We start from the raw sequence: 19561 nt of genomic DNA, 5'->3' as shown, positions 1-19561 counted from the left end.
GTGTCGCGCTCACCCCCACCTCAAGGTTGAAGAGCCCCATTACCGGAAGTAGTCGCGTTCATCGACGCGAACAAGGACGACCTTGTGGACGGTCGCCGGCTCGGAGTCGAGCTCATCTGCAGACTGCTGCAGGTGGCTCCGAGCAGCTACTACGCAGCCAAGACCCGTGCCCCGTCCGCCCGCGCGCAGCGGGATGAGGAGCTGATCCCACTGCTGGTCGAGATCTGGGAGACCAACTACCGCGTCTACGGGGTCCGCAAGCTCTGGAAGGCCGCCCGCCGTGCGGGGATCATGATCGGCCGCGACCAGACCGCCAGGCTGATGCGCGCCGCGGGGATCGAGGGCGCACGTCGTTCGAAGCGGGTGAAGACCACCAGGCCGGACCCGACGTCGGCGCGTCACCCGGACCTGGTGCAGCGCGAGTTCACCGCGACCGCGCCGAACCGGCTTTGGGTCACCGACCTGACGTTCGTGGCGACCTGGGCCGGCGTCGCCTACGTGTGCTTCATCATCGACGCCTTCAGCAGAATGATCGTCGGGTGGCGGGTCGCGTCGCACATGCGCACCGAGATGATCCTCGACGCGATCGAGATGGCCCGCTGGTCCCGCGGCACCCACCACGAGGACCTGCGCTGTCACAGCGACGCGGGCTCTCAGTTCACGTCGATTCGCTACGGCGAACGCCTCGCGGAGATCGGCGCGACACCGTCGATCGGAACCGTCGGCGACAGCTATGACAACGCCCTGGCCGAGACAGTCAACGGCTACTACAAGGCCGAACTCGTCCGCGGACCCGCCCGGTCGGGGCCGTGGAAGACGGTCGAGGACCTCGAGCTCGCGACGCTCGGGTGGGTGCACTGGCACAACACGCAGCGCCTCCACGGCTTCCTCGGCGACGTCCCGCCCGCTGAGTTCGAGAACGCGTTCTATGCTGTCTCCAACGACCACAATCTGCTGGTCGGAATCAAATAGCGCGAGTCTCCATCAGACCCAGGGCGCTTCAGCTGGCTGCGGTATGGCTGTTCCTGGCCGCTTTCGGTGCCGGACTGGTGACGTACTCCAACGTCTTCGCGTTCACGCCGACCGACCCGGCCTCGCACACAATGCTCGACCCGTGGCTGTACGGCGCGGCAGTCGTGATACCCCCGGCCGCTGCCCTGACAACTGACGCATGGACCATCACCGCACCCTGGGTTGCCTGGACCATGAACGCCCTCAAAGCCTTCGGTTGGTTCCAGACTGCCATCCTCATCGCTGGCGTCACCGGACTGCTCCGCAAGACCTGAACACGCGGGGCGGGGCCCACTTCCCCGCGGTGTGTAAAGAAACGTCAGTGGGTCAGCGCCAATCCCGTCGCTGGCGCCGAGGCGGTACAGGGCGGCGGCCAACGCGGGCATCCGACGCACGTCATCGAAGCTGTCACCGAAAGTGAGCCAGCGGTCACGGCTCGACGAACGCTGTCTGCTCGATCACCATGCTGTAATGCTGGGGTGGGTGGACTTGCGTGGACACCAGCCGAACTCGCTGTAGCAGATGACCCGTCACTGACGGACGAAGAGGTGGCCGCACGAGTTGGGCGACCTGTTGAAGGAGTTAGGCGTCAGCGCTGGCGCCGCGCGGACCTTGAGCGAACCAAGCAGCAGGCCGAGTCGTACTACGCCGCGAATCGCGACCGCATCTTGGGTAAGGCGATGCTGCGGCAGCGGACCCAGAAGGATCGGATCAGACGGGCTGCGCATGAGGCCGCGGTTCTGGAGCGCGAGGGGGCGTCTCGGCATGGGTCGCGGTTTGAGGCTTGGGAGGACGAGCTGATCTTGGCTGGTGGGCTGGCGCCGCGTGAGCTGGCGGCCCGTTTGGGCAGGACGACGTCGGCGGTGTGGCAACGGCGGCGGAAGCTGCGCTCTCGCTCGGATCCAGCCGGAGACGACACACCGGCTCGCTCTGGCGGCTGAACGCCGCGCGGGGCTCAAGTCGCGTCCCACGGGGGCGCCGGGTGGGGATCGTTGTGGGGGTCTTGCCTGTAGGGCGGGGTTCAGATCGGCTGACCGGCGACGGGCAAGGGGCTGTTGGAGCGGCTGGGTTCGGGGTGCGGCTGGCGGGCGTCGGCGATGTGCTCGAACGTGGCCTGGGTGCTGGTGGGGGCGGGGCTGATTCCGGCGGCGGTGAGCGCCTGGTGCAGGTCGTCCAGTCGATGTCGCCAGACCTGTTCGGCCCGGCGAAAGTCGCGTGCTTGGGCTTCGTGGGGGTCGACGGGCCTCTCACGTCGACCCGTGTGATGCTCGTACACCCCGTCGATGACCTTTTGCCAGTAGATGACGTGGCTCAGCGTGAGGTCCATGGCGATGCACCAGGTGGTCTGTTCTGCCCGATAGCTGTCGGGGGCGTGGTTGATGCGAAGCAGCATGCTGTTGCGATCCTGGTGGTGGCACCAGCGGCACTGGGTGGGTTCGGGTGTGGGCGGTGGGGTCCCCATCCGTCCTCCGTCTTCGCAGGGGATGAAGTCGAGGAGATCATGCTCGCGCTCGTGCGTCATGTGCATCCAGCCGGGGCGGCCCGGCGTCTCGGTTCACCCATAGTGCGGTTCCATCTGTCTGGTCACAGTATTTCTCCGGTGTCGGGGTCGATTTCCTCTGCCTCGACGATGCGGAGGATGGGGGTTTGCGTGGTCGGGCCGCCAGGTGGGGGCGGCGGGGCGAGCAGGTCAGCGCGGTGTTGTTCAGCGAGGTGTTGGGTGAGTGCGGTGACGTCGCCGCAGAACGCGAGCCGTCGGCCGTCGAGGTCGTTGAGGAGGCGGGTGTGGCGGCCGCGGGCGGGCCAGCTGGAGTGGGTGTCGTCGCATTGGTTCTTCATTCGGGTGCGCATGCGTTCGGTGAATGCCGGGACGGCGTAGCGGTGCCAGTCCTCGAGAAGGTCGCTGGTGGTGGTCATGCCGGCACGGCGGCGTTGGTCGGCCAGGACGGCGATTTCGTGGACCAGGTGGGGGTGGAGCGGCCAACAGGCAGGGATCATTCCCGCGTTGGGGTCCCACACGTACTCGCGGTTGAACCAGGCGACGACGGCTTCGAGCCAGTCCCACACGTCTTGGCGCAGCAAGGGGTCGCGGCAGGTGGCGGGGTCCCACGGGCGCGGTAGGTCGGCGGGGTCACCGAGGTGTCGTTTCTGGGCGGCGGTCCCTTCTGCTGCCAAATACAGGTCGCGGTAGGCGGCCCGGAGCGGGGGCGTGTCAGGGGTGGGGAACGCCTTCACGAGTGTCTTGTCGGGTGTCTTATCCATCGATGTCGGCTTCGGTGTTGGTGAGGGCGTGGCGGCGGGCGTTGGCGAGGGCGGCGAGTTGCCGGGCGGCGGCGGGGATTTCGTCGGCGCGGGCTCGGTCAACGGCCTGTTGGGTGGCGTCGAGCTCGGCCAAGAGTTGGCGACCGGTTTTGCCTTCGATGCAGCGGGAGAGTTTGGCGATGATCGGGGGGGCGTTCTCGGGGACGATGAGGGCTTGTTTGGTGGGGATCTGGCGGACTTCTTCGGGTTTGAGGATGGCCATGTCTTCGCCGCTGTGGCTGCGTCCGCCCTTGCCGCCGGTCTGCCAGGTGGTGCGGGACACGCGGACGCTGCCGACGAGTTCGCTGATTTCGCGGTTGAAGCCGCCGTCTTTGCTGCCGCCGAACATGATCAGCACGTTGGTCAGGCCGAGCAGGGCGCGGGCTTCCTGTTCGCCGTAGAGGGCGGCGAGTTGCCGCCAGGTTTGGGCGGCCCAGATGAAGGAGATGCCGAGGGCTCGTTCGTTCGCCATCCGGATGCGGAGGGTGGGCAGGGGTGCGGTGGAGGGCAGCTCGTCGAGGCAGGCGAGCATGGGCGGGCACAGCTTGTTGTGGTCGCTGGCGGTGGCGAGTGCGAGGGCGGTGTCGAGGACGTGTTCGGCCAGGGCGGTCATCAGCGGTGAGGCGCTGGCGTAGGGGTCTTCGCGGCCGAGGAGGTAGATGGTGCCGCCGCGGGCGATGATGTCGGCGATGTCGGTGGCCCGGTGGCCGGGGCGCGGCATGCAGCGGCGGCGGATGTCGGGTTGGAAGAACAAGGTGAGGGCTTGTTGGACGGTGGTGATGGTGTTGCCTGCGGTGCGGTCGTCGCCGGTGAGGGCGCCGGTGAGCAGGCCGTGCCAGAACGGGGCGGCGTCGGGGTGTTCGCGGAGGATCTCGGAGGGCTCTTGGGTGCCGAGGGGGTTGGCGACCCAGCGCAGCACGGCGTCGAGGGTTTGCCCGGTGAGGGCGGCGGCGTGGAAGTAGCCCTGGAGCACCTTGGCGGCCTCGGCGGCGTAGAACCGGGCGGCCGCGTCGCCGCTGCCCGATGAACCGGTCTTGACGGTGCCGGCGGTGAACGCCTTGGCGCGGCGTTCGGCCACGAGCGGGTCGACGCAGCCGTCGACGGGGTTCCACACCAGCTCGGGCAGGCCGGGCACGGCCCCGAACGGGTCGAGGACGTGGCAGGGCCGACCGTCACGGGTGCGGGCCTGCCAGGACAGCAGCAGGTCGGCGGGCTTGGTGAGGGTGACCAGGGCAGCACCGGGGGCGGTGAGCAGGGCGGGGATGAGGATGTCGAGGGTCTTGCCCGAACCTTGGGGGCCGATGACGCCGCAGGTGCGATCCCAGGGGCACCACAGGTCCCCGGCGCGGGGATGGTGGGCGCGGCCGATCCGCCAGCCGACTTCACGGGGATCGAACCGGCGGCGGGCGGGCTTGAGGTCGTGGTCGATGATGGTCATCGGTGGTCTCGCTTCTTGGGGTAGAGGTCGGGGCGGATGATGTGGCGGACCTTGCGGAGCCGGCTGACGCCGAGGACGTTTTCGACTTGGGCGGGAGTGGCCATGCCGAGCATGCGGCCCGGCCCCCACCGTCCCCATCCCCAGGCGGTGGTGGCGATGATCCCGGCGAGCAGCACCACCTCGAGGGCTATGACGCAGGCCAGGACGGGCGCCGAGGCGGCGGGGGGCAGCGCCCCGACGGGCAGGCCGGCGTGGGGATTGCCGGCGAGGACGGCTGGGATGCTGGTGACGAGTTCGGTGGGGGCGGGCCAGTGCCAGCCGTGGCCGGCGAGCAGCGTCGCCAGCGCGCGGCCCAGGTGGACGCCGTACAGCAGTACGGCCGCGGCGGCGATGGTGATCCCGGCGGGGATCTCCCAGGTGGTCGGGTAGGGGTTGTGCCGGCGCTGCTGCTGCATGGTGGGCCTTTCGCGCGGTCGTGAGACGGGTGTAGCTGTTCGGGTGTGTGGGCGTGGGTTTCACTCCAGGACGCTGATGTGGACGTGGTCGTAGTGGTTGTCGGTGTCGGAGCCGCGGTCAGCCATGGGCCGCCAGTAGGGCCGCTGCGGTGACCAGGACTGCTGGCGCCAGATGAGGTACTTGATGTTGAGGACCTCGTGGTTGGCGATGAGCCAGTCGCAGATCGCGTCACCGAGGGCGATCTGGGCGGGGTCGCGGTAGTTGGAGATCATCACGTCCAGGCCCTTGCCGTGGGGGTGGTCGGAGGTGCTGATCTTGGAGCTGGCCCGCCAGCCGCCGATGGTGGTGATGGTGGGGAACATGGCCGCCACGGCACGCTTGACGATCACCGTGGCCACGGTGAGGCGGTACTCGGAGCCGACGTTGCGGTCGGATTGGGGGATCTCGCCGTCGATGAGGGTCGGCGCGGTGGGTGTGCAAGGCTCGGTGGGGCTACCGGTGAGGGTTCCCCCGCCGTAGGCGTGGGCGTAGAACAGGACGTCGTTGACGTACCACTGGGCGCGGTTGTAGGCGAACACGGCGCTGCGGGTGCCGTCGGGGCCGTCGTGGGCGCCGCTGGCGGTGAGGTAGTTCGCGGCGGAGAAGATGCTGTCGGCGTCGTTGCGGATGTCGGCGTCGCCGTCGCCGTCGCCGTCGGTGCCGTAGGAGGCGAAGGTGGCGGGCATGAACTGCATCAGCCCTTGGGCGCCGGCGCTGCTGGTCGCCTTCAGCCGGCCGTGGTTGGTTTCAGCCATCCCGATCCCGGCCAGCAGGGTCCAGGGCAGCTGGAAGGCGGCCGCGGCGTCGCGGTAGAGCGTTTCGATGGGCGCGGGGATTGGGGTGGGCGGGTTGTTCAGGCTGGCTTTGCGGAGCCGGTCGTCGGCCGGCGGCAGCGCGAACCCTCCGCTCGGCTGGTCGCCGGTGGCGGCCAGCCCGCGGGTGCTCGGCGCCGACCCCTCCCCCACCCCCACCCCTGCCGTGGCGGCGGCGTCGGCGGGCAAGGTGGGGGTGCAGCTGGTGGTGGCGTGGTCGAGGGTGGGTGCGAACACGACGGTGGCGACGACCGCGACGGCGAACGGCCCGGCGGTGGCGAGGACGCTCGCGGTGAGCATGGCGATGATGAAGGTCTTCATGCCGGTGTCCCTGCGAGGGCTTCGTTGGTGTCGAACAGGGCCTGTTCGGCGGGGTGGAGGACGGTCTGGACGCGGAACTGGCGGTCGCCGACCCTCCACAGGGCGCGGCCCTTGTGTTGGCAGGCCCATTCGGTGATGGCGTGGTGGGCGACCGGGCCGAGGCTGGCGGGCACGGCGTCGGTGTCCTCGATGCCGTGGTAGATGGTGGTGGAGGCCAGCTTGGCCAGGTCGCGGGCGATCAGCGAGGACTGCGAGCCGGCGTCGGCGATTGCTTCGAAGTTCGACGGGTGGTGCATGTTGCACCACTGCACCGATCCTTCGCTGCGGGACAGCCGCAGGTCGGCGTCAAAGCTCTTGACCGCATCGGGTCCGAGCCGCAGCTGGAGCCACACCTCGTCGCGGATAGTGATGTTGAGCTGGTTGGGCTCAGACACTTCCCGCACACCGCGGCCCCACGAGCTGGTGCAGGCCAGCGCGATCGCGACCGCCTCATCCCCCAGCGGCTTGAGCCGGGACAGCGACAGCGACTGGATGGGCGCGTTCCAGTCGACCTTGATGGTGGTGTGGGCGTCGAAGATGCCGGCGAGGACGCCCTTGACGAGCCGGTTCAAGGAGTCGCGGAGCAGGCGGGTGTCGTCGAGGAACTGGCGGCGTCCGGCGTAGCGGCACTCACCGATCAGGTCGCTGCTGGGGTCCTCGATCAGTTTGGACAGCTCCGGCAGGGTGGTTTCGCTGAGCCGGGTCTGACCGTCGGCGTACCCGGTGAGGGTCCGCAGCGCTTGGTCGACGACGCGGGCCTCGGTGGGTCCGTAAGGGACGTGGGCATCACCGACCTTCTGGCTGCCGACCAGACCGCGGACCAGGGTGCCCCACCGGCCGAACACGACGGTAGCGCGGGTGCGGGCCTCGGCGGCGGTGAGGTTCTCCCAGCCGTGGATCAGCGGCCCGAAATCCAAAGGGTTGATCCGGGCCTGCAAGCCCTGGCCGACCGCGATCGGGTGGACGCCGAACCAGTGGCACAAGGACTCGTACTCGTCCTTAATGTCACCCAGGATCAGCGTCTTGTAGCCGAAGTCGCTCATTCGCAGCACGAACGCTTTGGTGGTGCCGGACTTGCCGCGGCCCGGGTCGCCGAAGCAGAACACGTTGGTGTTGGTGACCGGGATCGCGTCATCGAGGGTCCAGCCGACCGGATCGGCGTAGAACGCGCCCCCGGAGAAGTCGTCCACGCCGATCTCCGCACCGGTCGGCGGCAGCCCGGGGCCGGCGACAAACGGCCACAGGGCCGGGGCTTGGTCCGACGTCATCCGCCAGGCGGGGACCGGCGGCATGGACGGCGCCCAGCCGCTGTTGCGGCGCATCGGGCCGCGGCGGTTCGCGGGGCGGAACAGCGGCGTCCGGTCCGGTGCCGGCTCACTCGCCGCGACGTGGCGGGGTAGATCGTGGCCGAAGTCGGCCAGCAGCGCATCGACCGAGCGGACCGCCCGGCGGCGGGTGGGGTTGGTCATGTGGTGCTCCTGGACAGGCTGATGCCCAGCGGCAGCGACGACGCGGCGAACGCGACGTCGTGGGCCAGGTCGAGGACTTGGGGGGCGAACCCGGCCCGCCGCACCGCCGCCTCCAGCTGGTGGCTGTAGTCGCCGATCGAGAAGTGCTTCGGGACGGTCACGGTGCACACCGCATACGGGGTGGTCAGGGAGTTCCCGGCGGCCAACTTCGCATCCAGGGCGCGGCGGTGCCGGATGGTGGTGGCCTCCTTGGCGCGGGTCTTCATCTTGGCGCCCTCGCGCATCGCCTCGCCGACGTCGGCGGCCCACTCCCCCTTCCCGGTCTCTCGTTCAGCGGCCCGCAGCGTCTTGATCGGGTAGGCGACCACCATGGTGCGCCGCTCCATCGCCTCGCTGGGGGTCAGCATGGGCGCCATCGCCCCCATCAACACCCCCCGCGGCGGGAGCGCGATCCCGACCGAGGCTGAGTTCCACGCATCGTGGCTGTACCAGCGAGCCATGGTGTCCGCCCCGGACGGCCCGGCCTGGGACCACGGCACGCCCGCGTTCACCGTGGGGTCCTGCTCACGTTCTGCCAGCGCAGCGACGATCCCGGCTCGGTCGGTCGGCGCGAACCCGGTCCGGACCGCGACCGCAAGCTCGGGCGAGGTGAGCCAGACCACCTCGGTGAACCCCAACGCCCCCACCAGCTGCGCTTCCACCTCGGCCATGGTCAGTTCCAGCACTCGAGCGCGTCCCTCGACGCGGCCGCCGACCTCGCGGGCCCGGCGGGCGATGCGGCCCTCCGGCACGACGAGCGTCACGAACGCCTCGGTGCGGACGCTGGCGCGAGTCAGCGCCGCAGCGAGCTGGTCGTTGATCTGCGCCGCACCAGTACCCTCCCGGACCCGATGCCGCGCCACCCACTGGGCGCGCTCGGCGCCGTCATCGGGCACCGTGCGGACCACGAACAGTAACTCCGCGACCAGTTCGCCACGCGAGCAGATGTCCAGCAGGTCCGACAAGCCGCGGGCCATCTGGGCCCGCTCGGCCTCGGTGGCGGTCATGATGCCCTGGTGGGTGATCTTCGCGGTCACCGCCCACGTGCGTGCCACGTGGTCCTGGATGATGGCGACGCGCTGCATCAGCGGCGGCCGCGGCGTGCCCTCATGGATGTCGAGGGCGTTCATCACCCCGGGAAGGTCCGCCGCAGCCACATCGGTGACCGCGCCGCGGGTCAGCTTGGACCGCCACACCGACCAGCCGGTGACCCGGCCGGTCACGAACCGGGCGGCCGCCGCCGCCCAGCCGACCGCCGGGCGGCCGTGGATTGGCAGCACCGTCAACAGCGCCAACACCACCCAGCCAATCACTAGTCCGACCGTCACCAGCCACCGGCTGCTGCTCAGCGCGATCAGCGCCGGGAACGCGCCCACCACGAGGGTGCCCAACTGGGCCCCGGACAGGCCGAAGAACAGCCCCGCCTTGTCGCGGGCGTAGTCGTTGTAGATAGTCATGCGGGGTTTCCTGTCTGGTTGGAATTGCCGGGGCTTGTGCTGCCCGGGTCAGGCGGGGCGCCGAACGACAGTGCCGGGACCGGCGGCATCGGAGGCTGGTTGGGGGGCTGCTGGGCGGGTTGCTGCTGTTGGGTTGCGTTGTGTTGGGTGGCCACCTGCCCCTGCTGCGGGGCCCGCGGGGAGCCGTTGAAGTCGGGGTAGTAGCTGTTGTGGCCCACCCCGGACTGGCCCTGCAGGTCGGCGCCGATGGAGGCAAACTGGGCGCCGGCGCCGGCGAACGTGTCCAGCCCCTTGCCGTAAGCGTCGCGCATCGCGTTGATCCCGGTCGCCAGCGCGCCGGGCTGGTGACCGCCGCCTTGCTGGGGTGTCCCGCCGTGGGTTGCGCTGCCCGGCTGTCCGGGGGCGGCGGTGCCGCCGCCCAGCGAGTTGAGGGCGCTGGACAGCCGGCCTTGGGTGTTTGCCTGGGCTTGGGTCTCCCCCTGGGAGCCGCCCGTGCTGTTGGGCGAGGACGCCGCCGCAGAGGTGGTGCCCGCCTGGGTGGTCTGCTTGCCGGCGATGATGCCCTGCAGGCCGCCGACGGCCGCCCAGCCAGCCCGGGCCGAAGCGCCCGACGCGGTGCCGGGGTCCATGAACGCGAGCAGCCGGAACAACGCCAACGGCGCGAACGCCGAGGTGGCGATCAAGATGGTGGACGCGAACGCCGACCCGATCGAGGCCGCCACCCCGTCAGAGAACCCGGCCGCGACACCGTTGGCCATCTGGATGCCGATGCCCAGCACCAGCACCACCACCGTCGGGCTGAACGCGGCCGCGTGGAACCACCGCGACAGCTTCCACAGCCAGGTGTGGCCCAGATCCGAGACCAGACCTGCGGCCGCGATCGGGCTCGTGACCGCCATCACCAGCAGCGCCACCCCGCGCGCCACCATGATCAAGAAGAACGCGATCGCGGCGATGATCACGAACGCCGCGCAGATGCCCAGCACCGTCGCCAATGCGCCGTCGGTGACGTCCTGCAGGGCGAACGGCGTCCACGGCTGGAACTCCCGCCACGACGTCACCCCGAGCAGGGACCCCATCAGTGCCCGCGTGATCGCCGACGCCGCAGCGAGGACCGCCACCATGTAGGTGATGCCGATCGTCAGGTAGAACCAGAACGTCGCCACGCCGATCAGGAGCCGCCCCACGCTGCGGCCGTCGCGGCGCACCAGCGCCACCCCGGTCTGCACGACCGACAACACCCCCGCCAACACGACCGCCAACGCGATCGTGGTCATGTACACGTCGCGGGCCGGCCCGGCCAGGCGCAGGTCAGGCAACAGCATGGCGTCCATGAAGCCCAGCACCACACCCAGCAGCCACAGCGATGCCGACCAGATGCCCACCATCAGCGTGATCCAGCTGTCGGTGACCACATTGCCGACCGCCGAGCCGAGCAGGCCCAGCACATCCCACGGCAGGGGCATCATCGCTGCACCCCCTCGATGAGCCACGGCCGCCAGCCCGCGTCCGCGGCCTTCTGTGAACCCGGCCACGTTGAGGGCGCCCACGCCGGTGGGCTGCCGGCGTCGATCACCCAGCGGCCCTCGACCCACGCCATCCGCTCGCAATGCCCGAACCCGACCCGGGCCTTGGCGTGCAGGCTGGCGTCCACGTCCAACAGCACGCAAGCCACCACCCAATCGGGCCCATCGACACCCTTGACCTGAGCGGCCGCCGGGGTGGCCTTCACCACAGCCGCCTGCCCGTCCGCGCCGCTGCCACGGATGAAGCTCTGCACGCTGCGGGTCAGGACCCACTCCCCCACCAGCGGCCCACCCTCACGAACCCAAGCGGCGTGGACCGCCCGCACGGTGTCCATGCTCATGCTGTCCAGCACCGTGGCCTCGATCTGCGCCAGCTGACCCACCGCCCCCTCCGGGGTCTGCGGGAAGCCGGTCGGGACGCCGGCAGGACCATCGAGCACAGCTGGTTCGGGAATGGTGATGGCCGCCGGCTGGGCCAGCGCCGGGGCGCCCCGGGTCGCATCGTCACGAGACACCGCCAACATCGGGGAGGCGGCGATCCTGTCCCGTTCCACGCTGGCCGAGGCCGCCGCAGCGTCCCCGCCGCCCACGCTGGCGCTCGCCTGCGGCGAGCTGCCGGTGACCGCCTGCCAGACAGCCACCCCCAGACCTGCCAGCAGCACCACCACCGCCACGACGCCGACCAGCAGCATCGCCAGCAGCCGCTCCCGCGACCACGGAGTCATTGGGGCGTCGGTGCTGCAGAAGGGACGACTCCGATGCAGCCCGTCCCGCGCAGCCCCATCACGATGGCGTAGACCACCGGCAGGGCGATCGCCACGATCGCGGTCACCACCAGCGTCATCACGCCAGCCTTCGTGACATGCGGGATGCCGAAGATCCTGCCCACCAGGATCGCGCCGATGCCGATGATGATCGCCAGCCCGAACAAGATCGCGACACCACCGAGCACGTAGCCGCTCATCTCGTTGACGGCCGCGGTGGCCGCGTCCGGCAGCGTGGGGCAGATCTCCAGGACGCGGATCCGGACGAATAGGTAGTTGTTCATGGTTCCTCTTGGTTCCTTTCAGTGGAGGTTGCTGACCGCCGCCAAGACGGCGGCGGGCACAGGTTGAGAGTCCAGACCCCGCACAGCGAGGGCCTTGACCTCGGGTATGTGGGCGACCCTTTCGGCCTCGAGCAGGTCGGTGAGGGCGGCGGGACGCGGAATCTCGCGGGGCCATCGATGCTTCGGCGACGAGCCCGTGATCGCGACCCGCACTTCACGAGACGTGTTCCAGAGTTGGCCGAGCGCCACCTCGAGGCGGCGCATCCCAGGGGCCGTGAGGCGGGTGACGAGCACCAGCGGGGTCGACGGGTTGACCAGCGCTGCGGAGACCCAGCCGGGCGCTCCGCGCAGACTGAGGGCATCCCAGCCGGCGTCCAACACCGCCTGCCCACCATCGGGCGGCTCCGGACACTGCCCAGGCACGCAGGACCAGTCCAGCGGGGACCGCTGCACCAGCAGCCCGCCGCGGCGCCCCTGCCGCCACCCGTCGTCGGTGTCGCGAAGTTCTCGATCGCACACCCCGACCAGACCCGATGCCACCGTCGGTGCGGCGTCCCACAGCCGTTCGAGTCCGGCGCTCTCGGCCAAAGCCAACGAGACCGTGGATGCCCCCACCCCGCCGGCAACACCGACGACCACCACGCTCAGATCGGCAGGCACCCCCCCCTGGTTGCCTCTGGCAGGCGCCGCGAAAGCACCGGGTGTAGCGAACATCCCCGCATTGAGCGCGCGGGCAGCTCGCTTGAGCTCGGCGACATCCGCGGGACGCCTCATGCTTCATCTCCTGCGGTGAGGGCTTGCCGGCGTTCCAAGAGCGCCTCTTGCCTAGTTCGGGGCCCCATTTCGACCAGACCCGCGCGCGCCGCGCGGCTTTCACGCAGTAGGGCCACCCCTACTTCGAGGAGGGTCAGGGCGGTCTCTTCATCAGCGGCTGAGGCGATCAGACCATCGATGCGCGATTGCACGTTGCTGTGGCGGGCATCGTTCATGGTCTGCCCCCCTCCGGGAGGTGGCGCTCCAACCAGTGCTTCAGTTCGGTCAGGTCGGATCGATCGACATAGATGGCCGGTCGGCCGTTGATGCCGATGGAGAAGTAGCCGTGGCCGTCGCGCACCACCGACATAACCTGGACGCCACGCGCGATGATCAGTTGGTCGGGGTGGAGATCAAGGACGCTCACCGCTGTCCCTTTCTGTCGATGTGGATGTCCGACACCAGCTCACGTGACTGGCCGAGGTGTTCACGGCCAGCAACTCGGGCCACCGGGGCACCGATTGAGATGCGTCCGCAGGCATGTCTGGTGTCGCCGCGTGGCCTGCTCGCCTCATCGACGCCCGCCTTTGAACCGGGCAAGAGCGTCGACACAGGCCCCGGCGCGGCGCCGGATGCTTCGGGGGCTGGACTGATAGCGCTGTGCGACGACTGCCTCGACGTCGGCGGTCAGCAGACCTGCTACACCAGATCCCGACTGCCGACCAGCAGGAGCAGCCGCAGACGCTTCAGCGATCGTGAGGAGAAGGGCCCGCTCTCCCCAGTCGATGACCTGGCTCTCGATGGCCTCGTCGAGCAGCTCGATCAGCTCGTCGGCAGGGCGGGGATCGGCTGGATCATCGGGGTGGCCGAGGGGCAGCAGTGTGAAGTCGTTGGGGTCGACCGGGACGACGTGCCCGGCACGGTCACGGTCTTGGCTGTGGAGATCGTCAATGACAGCGCGGTTCAGGTCTCGCGCGATGTTCGCCGCGACGCTGCCGTGTCTGGTTTGCCAGGGATAGTCCCGGACGATGATCCACAGTTGCGCTGCGACGATCTGATCAATCAGGCGAGGCGATCGCCATTCGTTGCGGGACGCCACTGCGCATGCTGCGGGAAGCATCACCCAGCACAAGACCACAGCAGCGTCGGGATCGTCGTCGCCGTCACGCGATCCCAGGACGGCCAGCGCCCGCAACACTCGATTGATCTCTTGGTGAGTCTGGTCACTGGCTTGGCCGCGGCCCCGCCCCAGCCAGCGCTGGAGGTCTGTGGGCACTTTGACGGCACCGAGATCGGGCTGCAGCGCGCTCCACTGGGCCCACCGCTTGGCGACGATGACGACCGGGTCGACTGACTCCAATCCAAGTTCCCGCGCAACGCTCATGAGGAATCCCCTTCTGTTCTTCACAGCAAGGAACTCCACACAAGGGATGTGGCACGACAGGTTCAGGAGTTGTCCACACCCACCTTCAGCCACCGCCTAGAGATGTCCACAGCAGGACATCACCGGTTGTCAGGGGCATGTCCCCCCATGTCCCCCCTTCGATGGTGGGACGTGGTTGCCAGCACCCGCACGGGGGGCCCGCGCAAGTCACGGCGGGCCCGTGGTGGACGGATTATTCCGTGGAATATCGGGTCGCTGACGCGCTCGCGCGGCCCTGTGGGTGCATCGTCGGGGACGCGGCCGGTGACCCGCGCAAGTCACGGCGGGCCGTGGTGGACGAATTATTCCGTGGAGTATCGGGTCGCTGACGCGCTCAGGCGGCCCTGTGGGTGCATCGTCGGGGACGCGGCCGGGGCCCGCGCGTTTGGTGGGTCAGGGGCGGTTTGCCCGGCCCGTCGTGCAACGACGAGTTGCTGGCTGCGCCCCTGCAGGTGGCCTCTATCGTGAGGCCGGTCCAGATCATTCCGCCGTCCCGACGGCGACCCCGGACCGAATCGCTGTGGTTCAGGCGTCGCACACGACAGCTGGTCTGGTCAGCTGGCCTCGGCTCGGTCGAGCCAGGGGTGCCGGCCCAGGATTTCGTTGGCGCGGTCGCTCAGCTCGAGGGGTGCTTCGTCCCCGTCTCCGTCGATGGCCGTCCGCGCGATGCGCTGGGCCTCATGGGTCAGCCCTTCGGCGCTGGCAACAGCCGCCAGATCCAGTCGCGGGATCTGCTCGTGGGGGGCGGCGAGGATGGCTGTTTCTGCGGCCGCACGCGCGGCACGGTAGTTGCCTCGCGTCAGGCTGATCGTGGTCACCATGTGGGCCACATCGACGATGGCAGCTGTGAGGTAGTGCGGGAGGTTCTGGTCAATCAGCCACACTCCCCCACCGCTGCGGATCTGATCGAATGGCCTGCCGTTGACCAAGGAGAGTGCCTCGATGAGGTCGGCGAGTCCTTCCGGACCGCGCGCCTGCCCGCGGAGGCGGAGTCTGCGGAACAGGTCGGCGTCGTAGAGCAGGCCGTTGACTTCGTAGGCGCCGCCCCCGAGCAGTTTGGCGGCGTTGCTCTTGGTCGCTTCGGGTACATGGGGCTGGCTGGTCGCCGGGTCGGTGCCGAGCCAGTCGCGAAGGACGCTGAGGTCGCGGCGGACCCGCTTGGGGTCGATGTTCATGGCGTCGGCCACTTGGTCGGTGCGTGCACCGTTGGGGCGGCTGGCGAGATAGCAGAGCAGCTCGGTGTAGTAAGGCTTGCGCCGGATGACGGCCTGGGCGTTGCCACCGGTCCCGGTGCGGGCGGTGACCGGCCCGAGGACACTGAGGCGCGGCCGCGGACCGCCGGCCTTCCATTCGGCGAGATCCTCGTCGAGGGTGGGATCGATGACTTGCACCTCCACGGCGACGTCGTCGGGGATGGTGGGGGCAAGAGTGTCGAGGTCTTCTACGGTGGCCGCAGCGTGCGCCACGATGGTGGCATCGGCCTCGGGGATGATGGACGCATCATCTTGTCCGCTTGGGTGCCGGCCGGTGACCCGGGGGTCGGTGATTTGGCCGGCCTCGTTGGCGTAGCTGCGCCAGGTGTCCTGCCCGGCGGCAGGCTCCATCGGGGGGATGTCTGCGTCGTCGGTCTGGTCTGCGAAGGCGATCAGGGCGGCGCAGCCAGCGGCCTCGTCCTGGGTGAGGCCCACGGCAATCAGGTCCAACCCCACTTCGGGCAACTGGACGCGGCCGCTGGGGGTCAGGTGAATCTCGACCCCGTGGGTGCTGCCGGCGGGACCGGTCAGGATGACGCTGGTGCCGGTGCGACCAGGCTGGGAGGCGATGGTGTCCATCAACACGTCCAGCTCAGGCGTCGCCGGGTGGGCGATGACGACGGTGCGACTGACCCACAGGTCGTCTCCGGCATCGCCGGCGCGAGCATCGCCAAGGTCCGCGACGTCCGCCTCGGCGAGTCGGTCTGCAGTGTGGACCGCTTCGGCGAGGGCGTCGGTGACTGCTGCAGCAGTGGTGTGGTGGCGGACTCGGTTCGAGTCAATGGCTGTCAGCTCCGAGCAGGTGTTGATGCAGTCGACGCGAACGTCCTGCGCCCACGGGTTGAGGGCGAGTTCGGCCACCAAGTACCGGGTGAAGTCTTCGACGTAGGTCGGGTCGCCGCTGAGGCGCAGGGTGCCCATCTCTTCGGCGTTCAGCAGCCACGTGGCCCCAGTGTCGCCGGTGCCGATGGTGACCAGCTGGGGCCATGCCGGGGTGCCGCTGCCACCTGTGAGGGCGTCTTGGTCGGGGGCCTCGGACAGCTGCAGCGTCCAGTGGGTGCCGGTCGCGTCGCCGCGCCACGGGGCGAGCAGTTCATCATCCTCGGCCAGGTGCAGGGTGATTTTCTCGGCGTCCATGTCCAAGGCGACCAGGGGTGGCACCGTGCGGCCGGCTTGTAGCTGCTGGGTCGCTGTCCAGGACAGCACCCGATCGAGCATGTGGCCGCTCGCGGCGGCCGCAGGGCTGGCTGCGACAGTCTTCTCGATGGGTGCCAGCTCGGCAGGCGCGGCGGGGATTGCCTTGCCGGGCCGTCGGAATCTCGCTTGGATCGCCCTGCGGCGTCCCAGCGCGATCCCCAGTGCCCCGACCAGCAGTCCACCGGCGGCAAGTCCAGGCACGATCCAGCCAGCCATTGGGGCCCCGCCCGGTGCGTCGTGGTCTTGGGTCGTCACCGCATCGTCGGCGTTCGGTGCGGCATCCGCAGGAGCTGCGACGGGAGCCGTCACCGTGGCGTCGTCGGTCGATGTGTCCGCCGAGGGCTGTGGGTCGGCTTGGATGGGCGCCGGCTCGGCGGTGGGTGCTGGGGCGGAGAGTTCCGGACCAGACCTGGGGTTGGGCCCATCGTCGGCGACCGGCTGGGGTTGCTGGTCGACGGGGTCGGGGATGGCGAGGGTCCAGCCGATGTCGATCTGGTCGGGGTCCACCAGATGGCGGCCGTCGGGCTGGGTGATGGCGGTCGACGCGGCGTAGATGTCGGGCCAACTGGTGGCGTCGCCCAAATGAGCGGCTGCCAGTTTGCTCAGCGTGTCGCCTCTTTCCACGGTCACCTGGACCTGACCCCCGGTGGGTCCGGGCGCCTCGGCCGGAAGGAGGAGCTCCCAGCCGGGTTCGAGGAAGTCGGGTCCGTTGCTGAGGAGTTGACCGTTGAGGGCGACGATCTCGGGGAAGCGATCGGCGGTGCCGAGTTCACGTTCGGCGATGCGCCACAGCGAATCACCGGGCTGCACCACATAGGTCACCTCTGTCGCCGCCAAGGCCGTGGCGGGCGCTGCCTCAGCAACGGGCTCGGGCACCACGTCTTCATTGGGCGTGGAGTCGGCCACCTCGATTGTGGACACGGTGTTCGTCGAGGGAGCTGCCTCAGCGACACCCACGACGCTGTTGGTCGCCACGAACAGCAAAGCCGCCGTGCTGACCAGCTGGCGTGCCAGCGCCTGGGGGACGCGCAACCCCGTGATCTGGGGCGCCCGGACCCGGCGAACAGCGGCCACCAGCTCGGTCAACGTCAGCAGCGTGAACACGACCCACACCAGGCATCCGATGACCCACAACCCCGCCAGGACCAAAGTGCCGTCATCAGGCCGCAGCAGCGCGTCGAGCGGATTTCCGTAGGGAGGGCTGAGCACCGTCGGGACACCGACACCGACGAGGACGACCGGGAGGCCGACAAGGATCACGGCGATCGTGAAGGTCGCCGCCAGACCGCTAATGCGCTTCCTCATCGTTCTTCCCCGTTCTGTGCACGCACCAGCCGTGCTTGCGCCTCTCCGGTCAACGACACCGGCCCGAACGCGGGGAGGAACACGGGGGTGTGCGTTCCGGTCACGGTGACGTGCAGCACGTCACCCGACACACTCACGGTCCCGGTGTAGCCGGCAGTGGCGATGTAGGCCTGCGCAGCCGAGCGGGCATTCCCCGGATCGACCCTGGGGCTACGGCCCCGCATGGCGCTAGCCACGTCGACTTGCTGGCTGCCCGTGCGGGCAGCCTCGGCGGCGACATCGTTGATGCGCTGCAACGCGTACATGCGCCCGCCAAGGTCGACTGAGATGCCGATGATGATCACGAACGTCACCACCGAGAGCAGCATCCACGTGGAAATTGAGCCTCGTTCGTCGCGTCGTTTGGGATGGGGCATGGGCCGCTACCGTTCTCGATAGGTGTCCAACGGACTGGTCTGGGATGCCTCCACGAGCATGGTGCCGGGGACGCCGGGCAGGCTCAGGTCGGAGGTGGGGACGTGGCAGCTGATCGTCGCGGTGATCGTGGCTGGTGTGCCGACGGGCCGGTTGAACTGGCTGGTGTCGACCCTCACCGCCGCCGGCGAACAGGTTAAGCCCTGGTTGGCCAGACCCGCATAGCCAGCGGCCTGGCCGCCGAACGATGCCGCGCTGGCCGTGCGGGCGATGGATGCCGAGCGGGCAGCGTCCGCGGCTGCCGCCTGGACAGCCTGATGAGTGATGGCCAACCTGCCACCAAGCACGGTCAAAGCGAAGAAGACCGCGATGACCGGCACCACCATGAGTGCTTCGATGGTGGCTGACCCACGCTCGCGCAGTTTGCGGTTCATCCGGTGATCCTCTCCACGGGCAGGTTGACGCTCTGATGGGTGCTCGGCAGCACCAACGGGATGACGGACAAGGTCGTGCCCTGCACAGTCACTGTCGCGTCGGTGGTCGAACGCGAGCAGGAGACGGTGACGCCCGTCAGGGCGTCACCGACTTTCGCTGCCATCGCTTGCGCGGCCGCGTAGCAAGCAGCGGTGGTGCCGCTTTCCGCCGCAGCGGCTCGGACGCCGGTGTTGGCGATCGCGAGCGCTGCAGAGCGGCCGTAGTAGTACAGGCCGCCCTGCAGCGTCGCGAACATCAGCGCTAGGATCGCCGGCATCAGCATCAGCATCTGCACGGTCGCAGACCCTCGCTCGTCTCGACGCCCAGACTTGGGGATCATGCCAACAACACCAACAAGGGGCTGAACACCCACCAGACGAAGGCGATCGCGATCACCGCGATCGCAATGATCCCGCACACGGCCAGCAGGTTGTCGGTGGTGTGCGACCCTTCCTCGTTCGTGCGCGTGCTCCGCTGGGCGACGTAGCGCTCGGCGCGCAGTTGCTGGGACAGGAAGAAAGCGATGATGGTGTTCGGCTCTTCCGTAGGCTTCATGTCGTCGTCAGCCAATCTTGCCGATCAGACCGGAGGTGTACGCGAGGACGGCGGCGGTCCCGATCCCCGCGATCGCAATGACCGCCACTACCCACAGCAGGTTGTCGGTGGTCTGCGACCCTTCCTCGTTCGTGCGCGTGCTCCGCTGGGCGACGAAGTGCTCGGCGCGCAGCTGCTGGGACAGGAAGAAGGCGATGATGGTGTTCATGGTGCGGGTTCCTTTCGGTGTGG

General features: G+C 69.1%; 21 protein-coding genes and 1 pseudogene. 2 read left to right on the top strand and 20 right to left on the bottom strand.

All coding sequences use genetic code 11. The annotated features are described in order from the left end of the window. Positions 1-30: 30 nt before the first annotated feature. Together IFY26_RS16450 and IFY26_RS16445 are read left to right on the top strand one after the other, a co-directional pair. Positions 31-972, top strand: a pseudogene (locus IFY26_RS16450) (IS3 family transposase); the annotation flags it as partial. Positions 973-1049: 77 nt separating this feature from the next. Then, positions 1050-1286, top strand: coding sequence for a hypothetical protein (locus tag IFY26_RS16445; RefSeq protein WP_232550089.1), 237 nt, complete (start codon positions 1050-1052; stop codon positions 1284-1286). A gap of 746 nt (positions 1287-2032) precedes the next feature. Here IFY26_RS16445 and IFY26_RS16440 read toward each other — a convergent pair. From IFY26_RS16440 to IFY26_RS16345, 20 genes are all read right to left on the bottom strand, one after another. Further along, positions 2033-2404 (bottom strand): hypothetical protein, encoded by a 372-nt coding sequence (locus IFY26_RS16440; protein ID WP_232550091.1) that lies wholly within the window; start codon positions 2402-2404, stop codon positions 2033-2035. A gap of 191 nt (positions 2405-2595) precedes the next feature. After that, positions 2596-3273 carry a hypothetical protein gene (locus IFY26_RS16435; RefSeq protein WP_232550088.1) on the bottom strand — a complete coding sequence of 226 codons (678 nt, stop codon included), beginning with the start codon at positions 3271-3273 and terminating at the stop codon, positions 2596-2598. Beyond that, a complete protein-coding gene (locus IFY26_RS16430; RefSeq protein WP_232550087.1) occupies positions 3266-4750 on the bottom strand; it encodes a type IV secretory system conjugative DNA transfer family protein in 1485 nt (494 codons plus the stop codon). The genes IFY26_RS16435 and IFY26_RS16430 overlap by 8 nt, the downstream gene beginning before the upstream one ends. Further along, positions 4747-5205: a hypothetical protein gene (locus tag IFY26_RS16425; RefSeq protein ID WP_232550086.1), complete on the bottom strand. Its 459-nt coding sequence runs from the start codon at positions 5203-5205 to the stop codon at positions 4747-4749. The genes IFY26_RS16430 and IFY26_RS16425 overlap by 4 nt, the downstream gene beginning before the upstream one ends. A 60-nt stretch (positions 5206-5265) precedes the next feature. Next, positions 5266-6378, bottom strand: a complete 1113-nt coding sequence (locus IFY26_RS16420; RefSeq protein ID WP_232550085.1) for a lytic transglycosylase domain-containing protein — start codon at positions 6376-6378, stop codon at positions 5266-5268. After that, a complete protein-coding gene (locus IFY26_RS16415) occupies positions 6375-7886 on the bottom strand; it encodes an ATP-binding protein (protein ID WP_232550084.1) in 1512 nt (503 codons plus the stop codon). The genes IFY26_RS16420 and IFY26_RS16415 overlap by 4 nt, the downstream gene beginning before the upstream one ends. Then, positions 7883-9382: an SCO6880 family protein gene (locus IFY26_RS16410; RefSeq protein ID WP_232550083.1), complete on the bottom strand. Its 1500-nt coding sequence runs from the start codon at positions 9380-9382 to the stop codon at positions 7883-7885. Before IFY26_RS16410 ends, IFY26_RS16415 begins: the two co-directional genes overlap by 4 nt. After that, the gene (locus IFY26_RS16405; RefSeq protein WP_232550082.1) at positions 9379-10851 is read right to left on the bottom strand and encodes a hypothetical protein; all 1473 of its coding nucleotides are present in this window, start codon (positions 10849-10851) and stop codon (positions 9379-9381) included. The genes IFY26_RS16410 and IFY26_RS16405 overlap by 4 nt, the downstream gene beginning before the upstream one ends. Next, complete coding sequence (locus IFY26_RS16400; protein ID WP_232550081.1) at positions 10848-11633, bottom strand: hypothetical protein; 786 nt, start codon at positions 11631-11633, stop codon at positions 10848-10850. The genes IFY26_RS16405 and IFY26_RS16400 overlap by 4 nt, the downstream gene beginning before the upstream one ends. Further along, positions 11630-11956, bottom strand: coding sequence for a hypothetical protein (locus IFY26_RS16395; protein ID WP_232550080.1), 327 nt, complete (start codon positions 11954-11956; stop codon positions 11630-11632). The genes IFY26_RS16400 and IFY26_RS16395 overlap by 4 nt, the downstream gene beginning before the upstream one ends. Before the next feature lie 18 nt (positions 11957-11974). Continuing rightward, positions 11975-12730 (bottom strand): hypothetical protein, encoded by a 756-nt coding sequence (locus IFY26_RS16390; protein WP_232550079.1) that lies wholly within the window; start codon positions 12728-12730, stop codon positions 11975-11977. After that, entirely contained in the window at positions 12727-12945 is a 219-nt protein-coding gene (locus IFY26_RS16385) for a hypothetical protein (RefSeq protein WP_232550078.1), read from the bottom strand. Before IFY26_RS16385 ends, IFY26_RS16390 begins: the two co-directional genes overlap by 4 nt. Next, positions 12942-13136, bottom strand: coding sequence for a hypothetical protein (locus IFY26_RS16380; protein ID WP_232550077.1), 195 nt, complete (start codon positions 13134-13136; stop codon positions 12942-12944). Before IFY26_RS16380 ends, IFY26_RS16385 begins: the two co-directional genes overlap by 4 nt. Positions 13137-13280: 144 nt before the next feature. Continuing rightward, positions 13281-14093, bottom strand: a complete 813-nt coding sequence (locus tag IFY26_RS16375; protein ID WP_232550076.1) for a hypothetical protein — start codon at positions 14091-14093, stop codon at positions 13281-13283. Between the two features lie 593 nt (positions 14094-14686). Next, entirely contained in the window at positions 14687-17887 is a 3201-nt protein-coding gene (locus tag IFY26_RS16370; RefSeq protein ID WP_232550075.1) for a LysM peptidoglycan-binding domain-containing protein, read from the bottom strand. Then, positions 17884-18255: a pilus assembly protein gene (locus tag IFY26_RS16365; protein WP_232550074.1), complete on the bottom strand. Its 372-nt coding sequence runs from the start codon at positions 18253-18255 to the stop codon at positions 17884-17886. The genes IFY26_RS16370 and IFY26_RS16365 overlap by 4 nt, the downstream gene beginning before the upstream one ends. A gap of 54 nt (positions 18256-18309) precedes the next feature. Beyond that, positions 18310-18735 (bottom strand): TadE/TadG family type IV pilus assembly protein, encoded by a 426-nt coding sequence (locus tag IFY26_RS16360; RefSeq protein ID WP_232550073.1) that lies wholly within the window; start codon positions 18733-18735, stop codon positions 18310-18312. Further along, positions 18732-19070, bottom strand: a complete 339-nt coding sequence (locus IFY26_RS16355; RefSeq protein ID WP_332836211.1) for a TadE/TadG family type IV pilus assembly protein — start codon at positions 19068-19070, stop codon at positions 18732-18734. The genes IFY26_RS16360 and IFY26_RS16355 overlap by 4 nt, the downstream gene beginning before the upstream one ends. Positions 19071-19111: 41 nt before the next feature. Continuing rightward, a complete protein-coding gene (locus tag IFY26_RS16350) occupies positions 19112-19345 on the bottom strand; it encodes a hypothetical protein (RefSeq protein WP_232550072.1) in 234 nt (77 codons plus the stop codon). Continuing rightward, positions 19338-19538, bottom strand: a complete 201-nt coding sequence (locus IFY26_RS16345; protein WP_232550071.1) for a hypothetical protein — start codon at positions 19536-19538, stop codon at positions 19338-19340. Before IFY26_RS16345 ends, IFY26_RS16350 begins: the two co-directional genes overlap by 8 nt. Between the last annotated feature and the right edge of the window lie 23 nt (positions 19539-19561).

Source organism: Propioniciclava soli (genome assembly GCF_014858005.1).
Classification (GTDB): Bacteria; Actinomycetota; Actinomycetes; order Propionibacteriales; family Propionibacteriaceae; genus Propioniciclava; species Propioniciclava soli.
This window is presented reverse-complemented; position numbering and strand designations above follow the sequence as displayed.

What these genes read in the sequence shown, in the direction of transcription:
- IFY26_RS16440 (WP_232550091.1), bottom strand. Translation starts at nt 2,404, where the DNA reads ATGCTGCTTCGCATCAACCACGCCCCCGACAGCTATCGGGCAGAACAG.
- IFY26_RS16435 (WP_232550088.1), bottom strand. Translation starts at nt 3,273, where the DNA reads ATGGATAAGACACCCGACAAGACACTCGTGAAGGCGTTCCCCACCCCT.
- IFY26_RS16430 (WP_232550087.1), bottom strand. Translation starts at nt 4,750, where the DNA reads ATGACCATCATCGACCACGACCTCAAGCCCGCCCGCCGCCGGTTCGAT.
- IFY26_RS16425 (WP_232550086.1), bottom strand. Translation starts at nt 5,205, where the DNA reads ATGCAGCAGCAGCGCCGGCACAACCCCTACCCGACCACCTGGGAGATC.
- IFY26_RS16420 (WP_232550085.1), bottom strand. Translation starts at nt 6,378, where the DNA reads ATGAAGACCTTCATCATCGCCATGCTCACCGCGAGCGTCCTCGCCACC.
- IFY26_RS16415 (WP_232550084.1), bottom strand. Translation starts at nt 7,886, where the DNA reads ATGACCAACCCCACCCGCCGCCGGGCGGTCCGCTCGGTCGATGCGCTG.
- IFY26_RS16410 (WP_232550083.1), bottom strand. Translation starts at nt 9,382, where the DNA reads ATGACTATCTACAACGACTACGCCCGCGACAAGGCGGGGCTGTTCTTC.
- IFY26_RS16405 (WP_232550082.1), bottom strand. Translation starts at nt 10,851, where the DNA reads ATGATGCCCCTGCCGTGGGATGTGCTGGGCCTGCTCGGCTCGGCGGTC.
- IFY26_RS16400 (WP_232550081.1), bottom strand. Translation starts at nt 11,633, where the DNA reads ATGACTCCGTGGTCGCGGGAGCGGCTGCTGGCGATGCTGCTGGTCGGC.
- IFY26_RS16395 (WP_232550080.1), bottom strand. Translation starts at nt 11,956, where the DNA reads ATGAACAACTACCTATTCGTCCGGATCCGCGTCCTGGAGATCTGCCCC.
- IFY26_RS16390 (WP_232550079.1), bottom strand. Translation starts at nt 12,730, where the DNA reads ATGAGGCGTCCCGCGGATGTCGCCGAGCTCAAGCGAGCTGCCCGCGCG.
- IFY26_RS16385 (WP_232550078.1), bottom strand. Translation starts at nt 12,945, where the DNA reads ATGAACGATGCCCGCCACAGCAACGTGCAATCGCGCATCGATGGTCTG.
- IFY26_RS16375 (WP_232550076.1), bottom strand. Translation starts at nt 14,093, where the DNA reads ATGAGCGTTGCGCGGGAACTTGGATTGGAGTCAGTCGACCCGGTCGTC.
- IFY26_RS16370 (WP_232550075.1), bottom strand. Translation starts at nt 17,887, where the DNA reads ATGAGGAAGCGCATTAGCGGTCTGGCGGCGACCTTCACGATCGCCGTG.
- IFY26_RS16365 (WP_232550074.1), bottom strand. Translation starts at nt 18,255, where the DNA reads ATGCTGCTCTCGGTGGTGACGTTCGTGATCATCATCGGCATCTCAGTC.
- IFY26_RS16360 (WP_232550073.1), bottom strand. Translation starts at nt 18,735, where the DNA reads ATGAACCGCAAACTGCGCGAGCGTGGGTCAGCCACCATCGAAGCACTC.
- IFY26_RS16345 (WP_232550071.1), bottom strand. Translation starts at nt 19,538, where the DNA reads ATGAACACCATCATCGCCTTCTTCCTGTCCCAGCAGCTGCGCGCCGAG.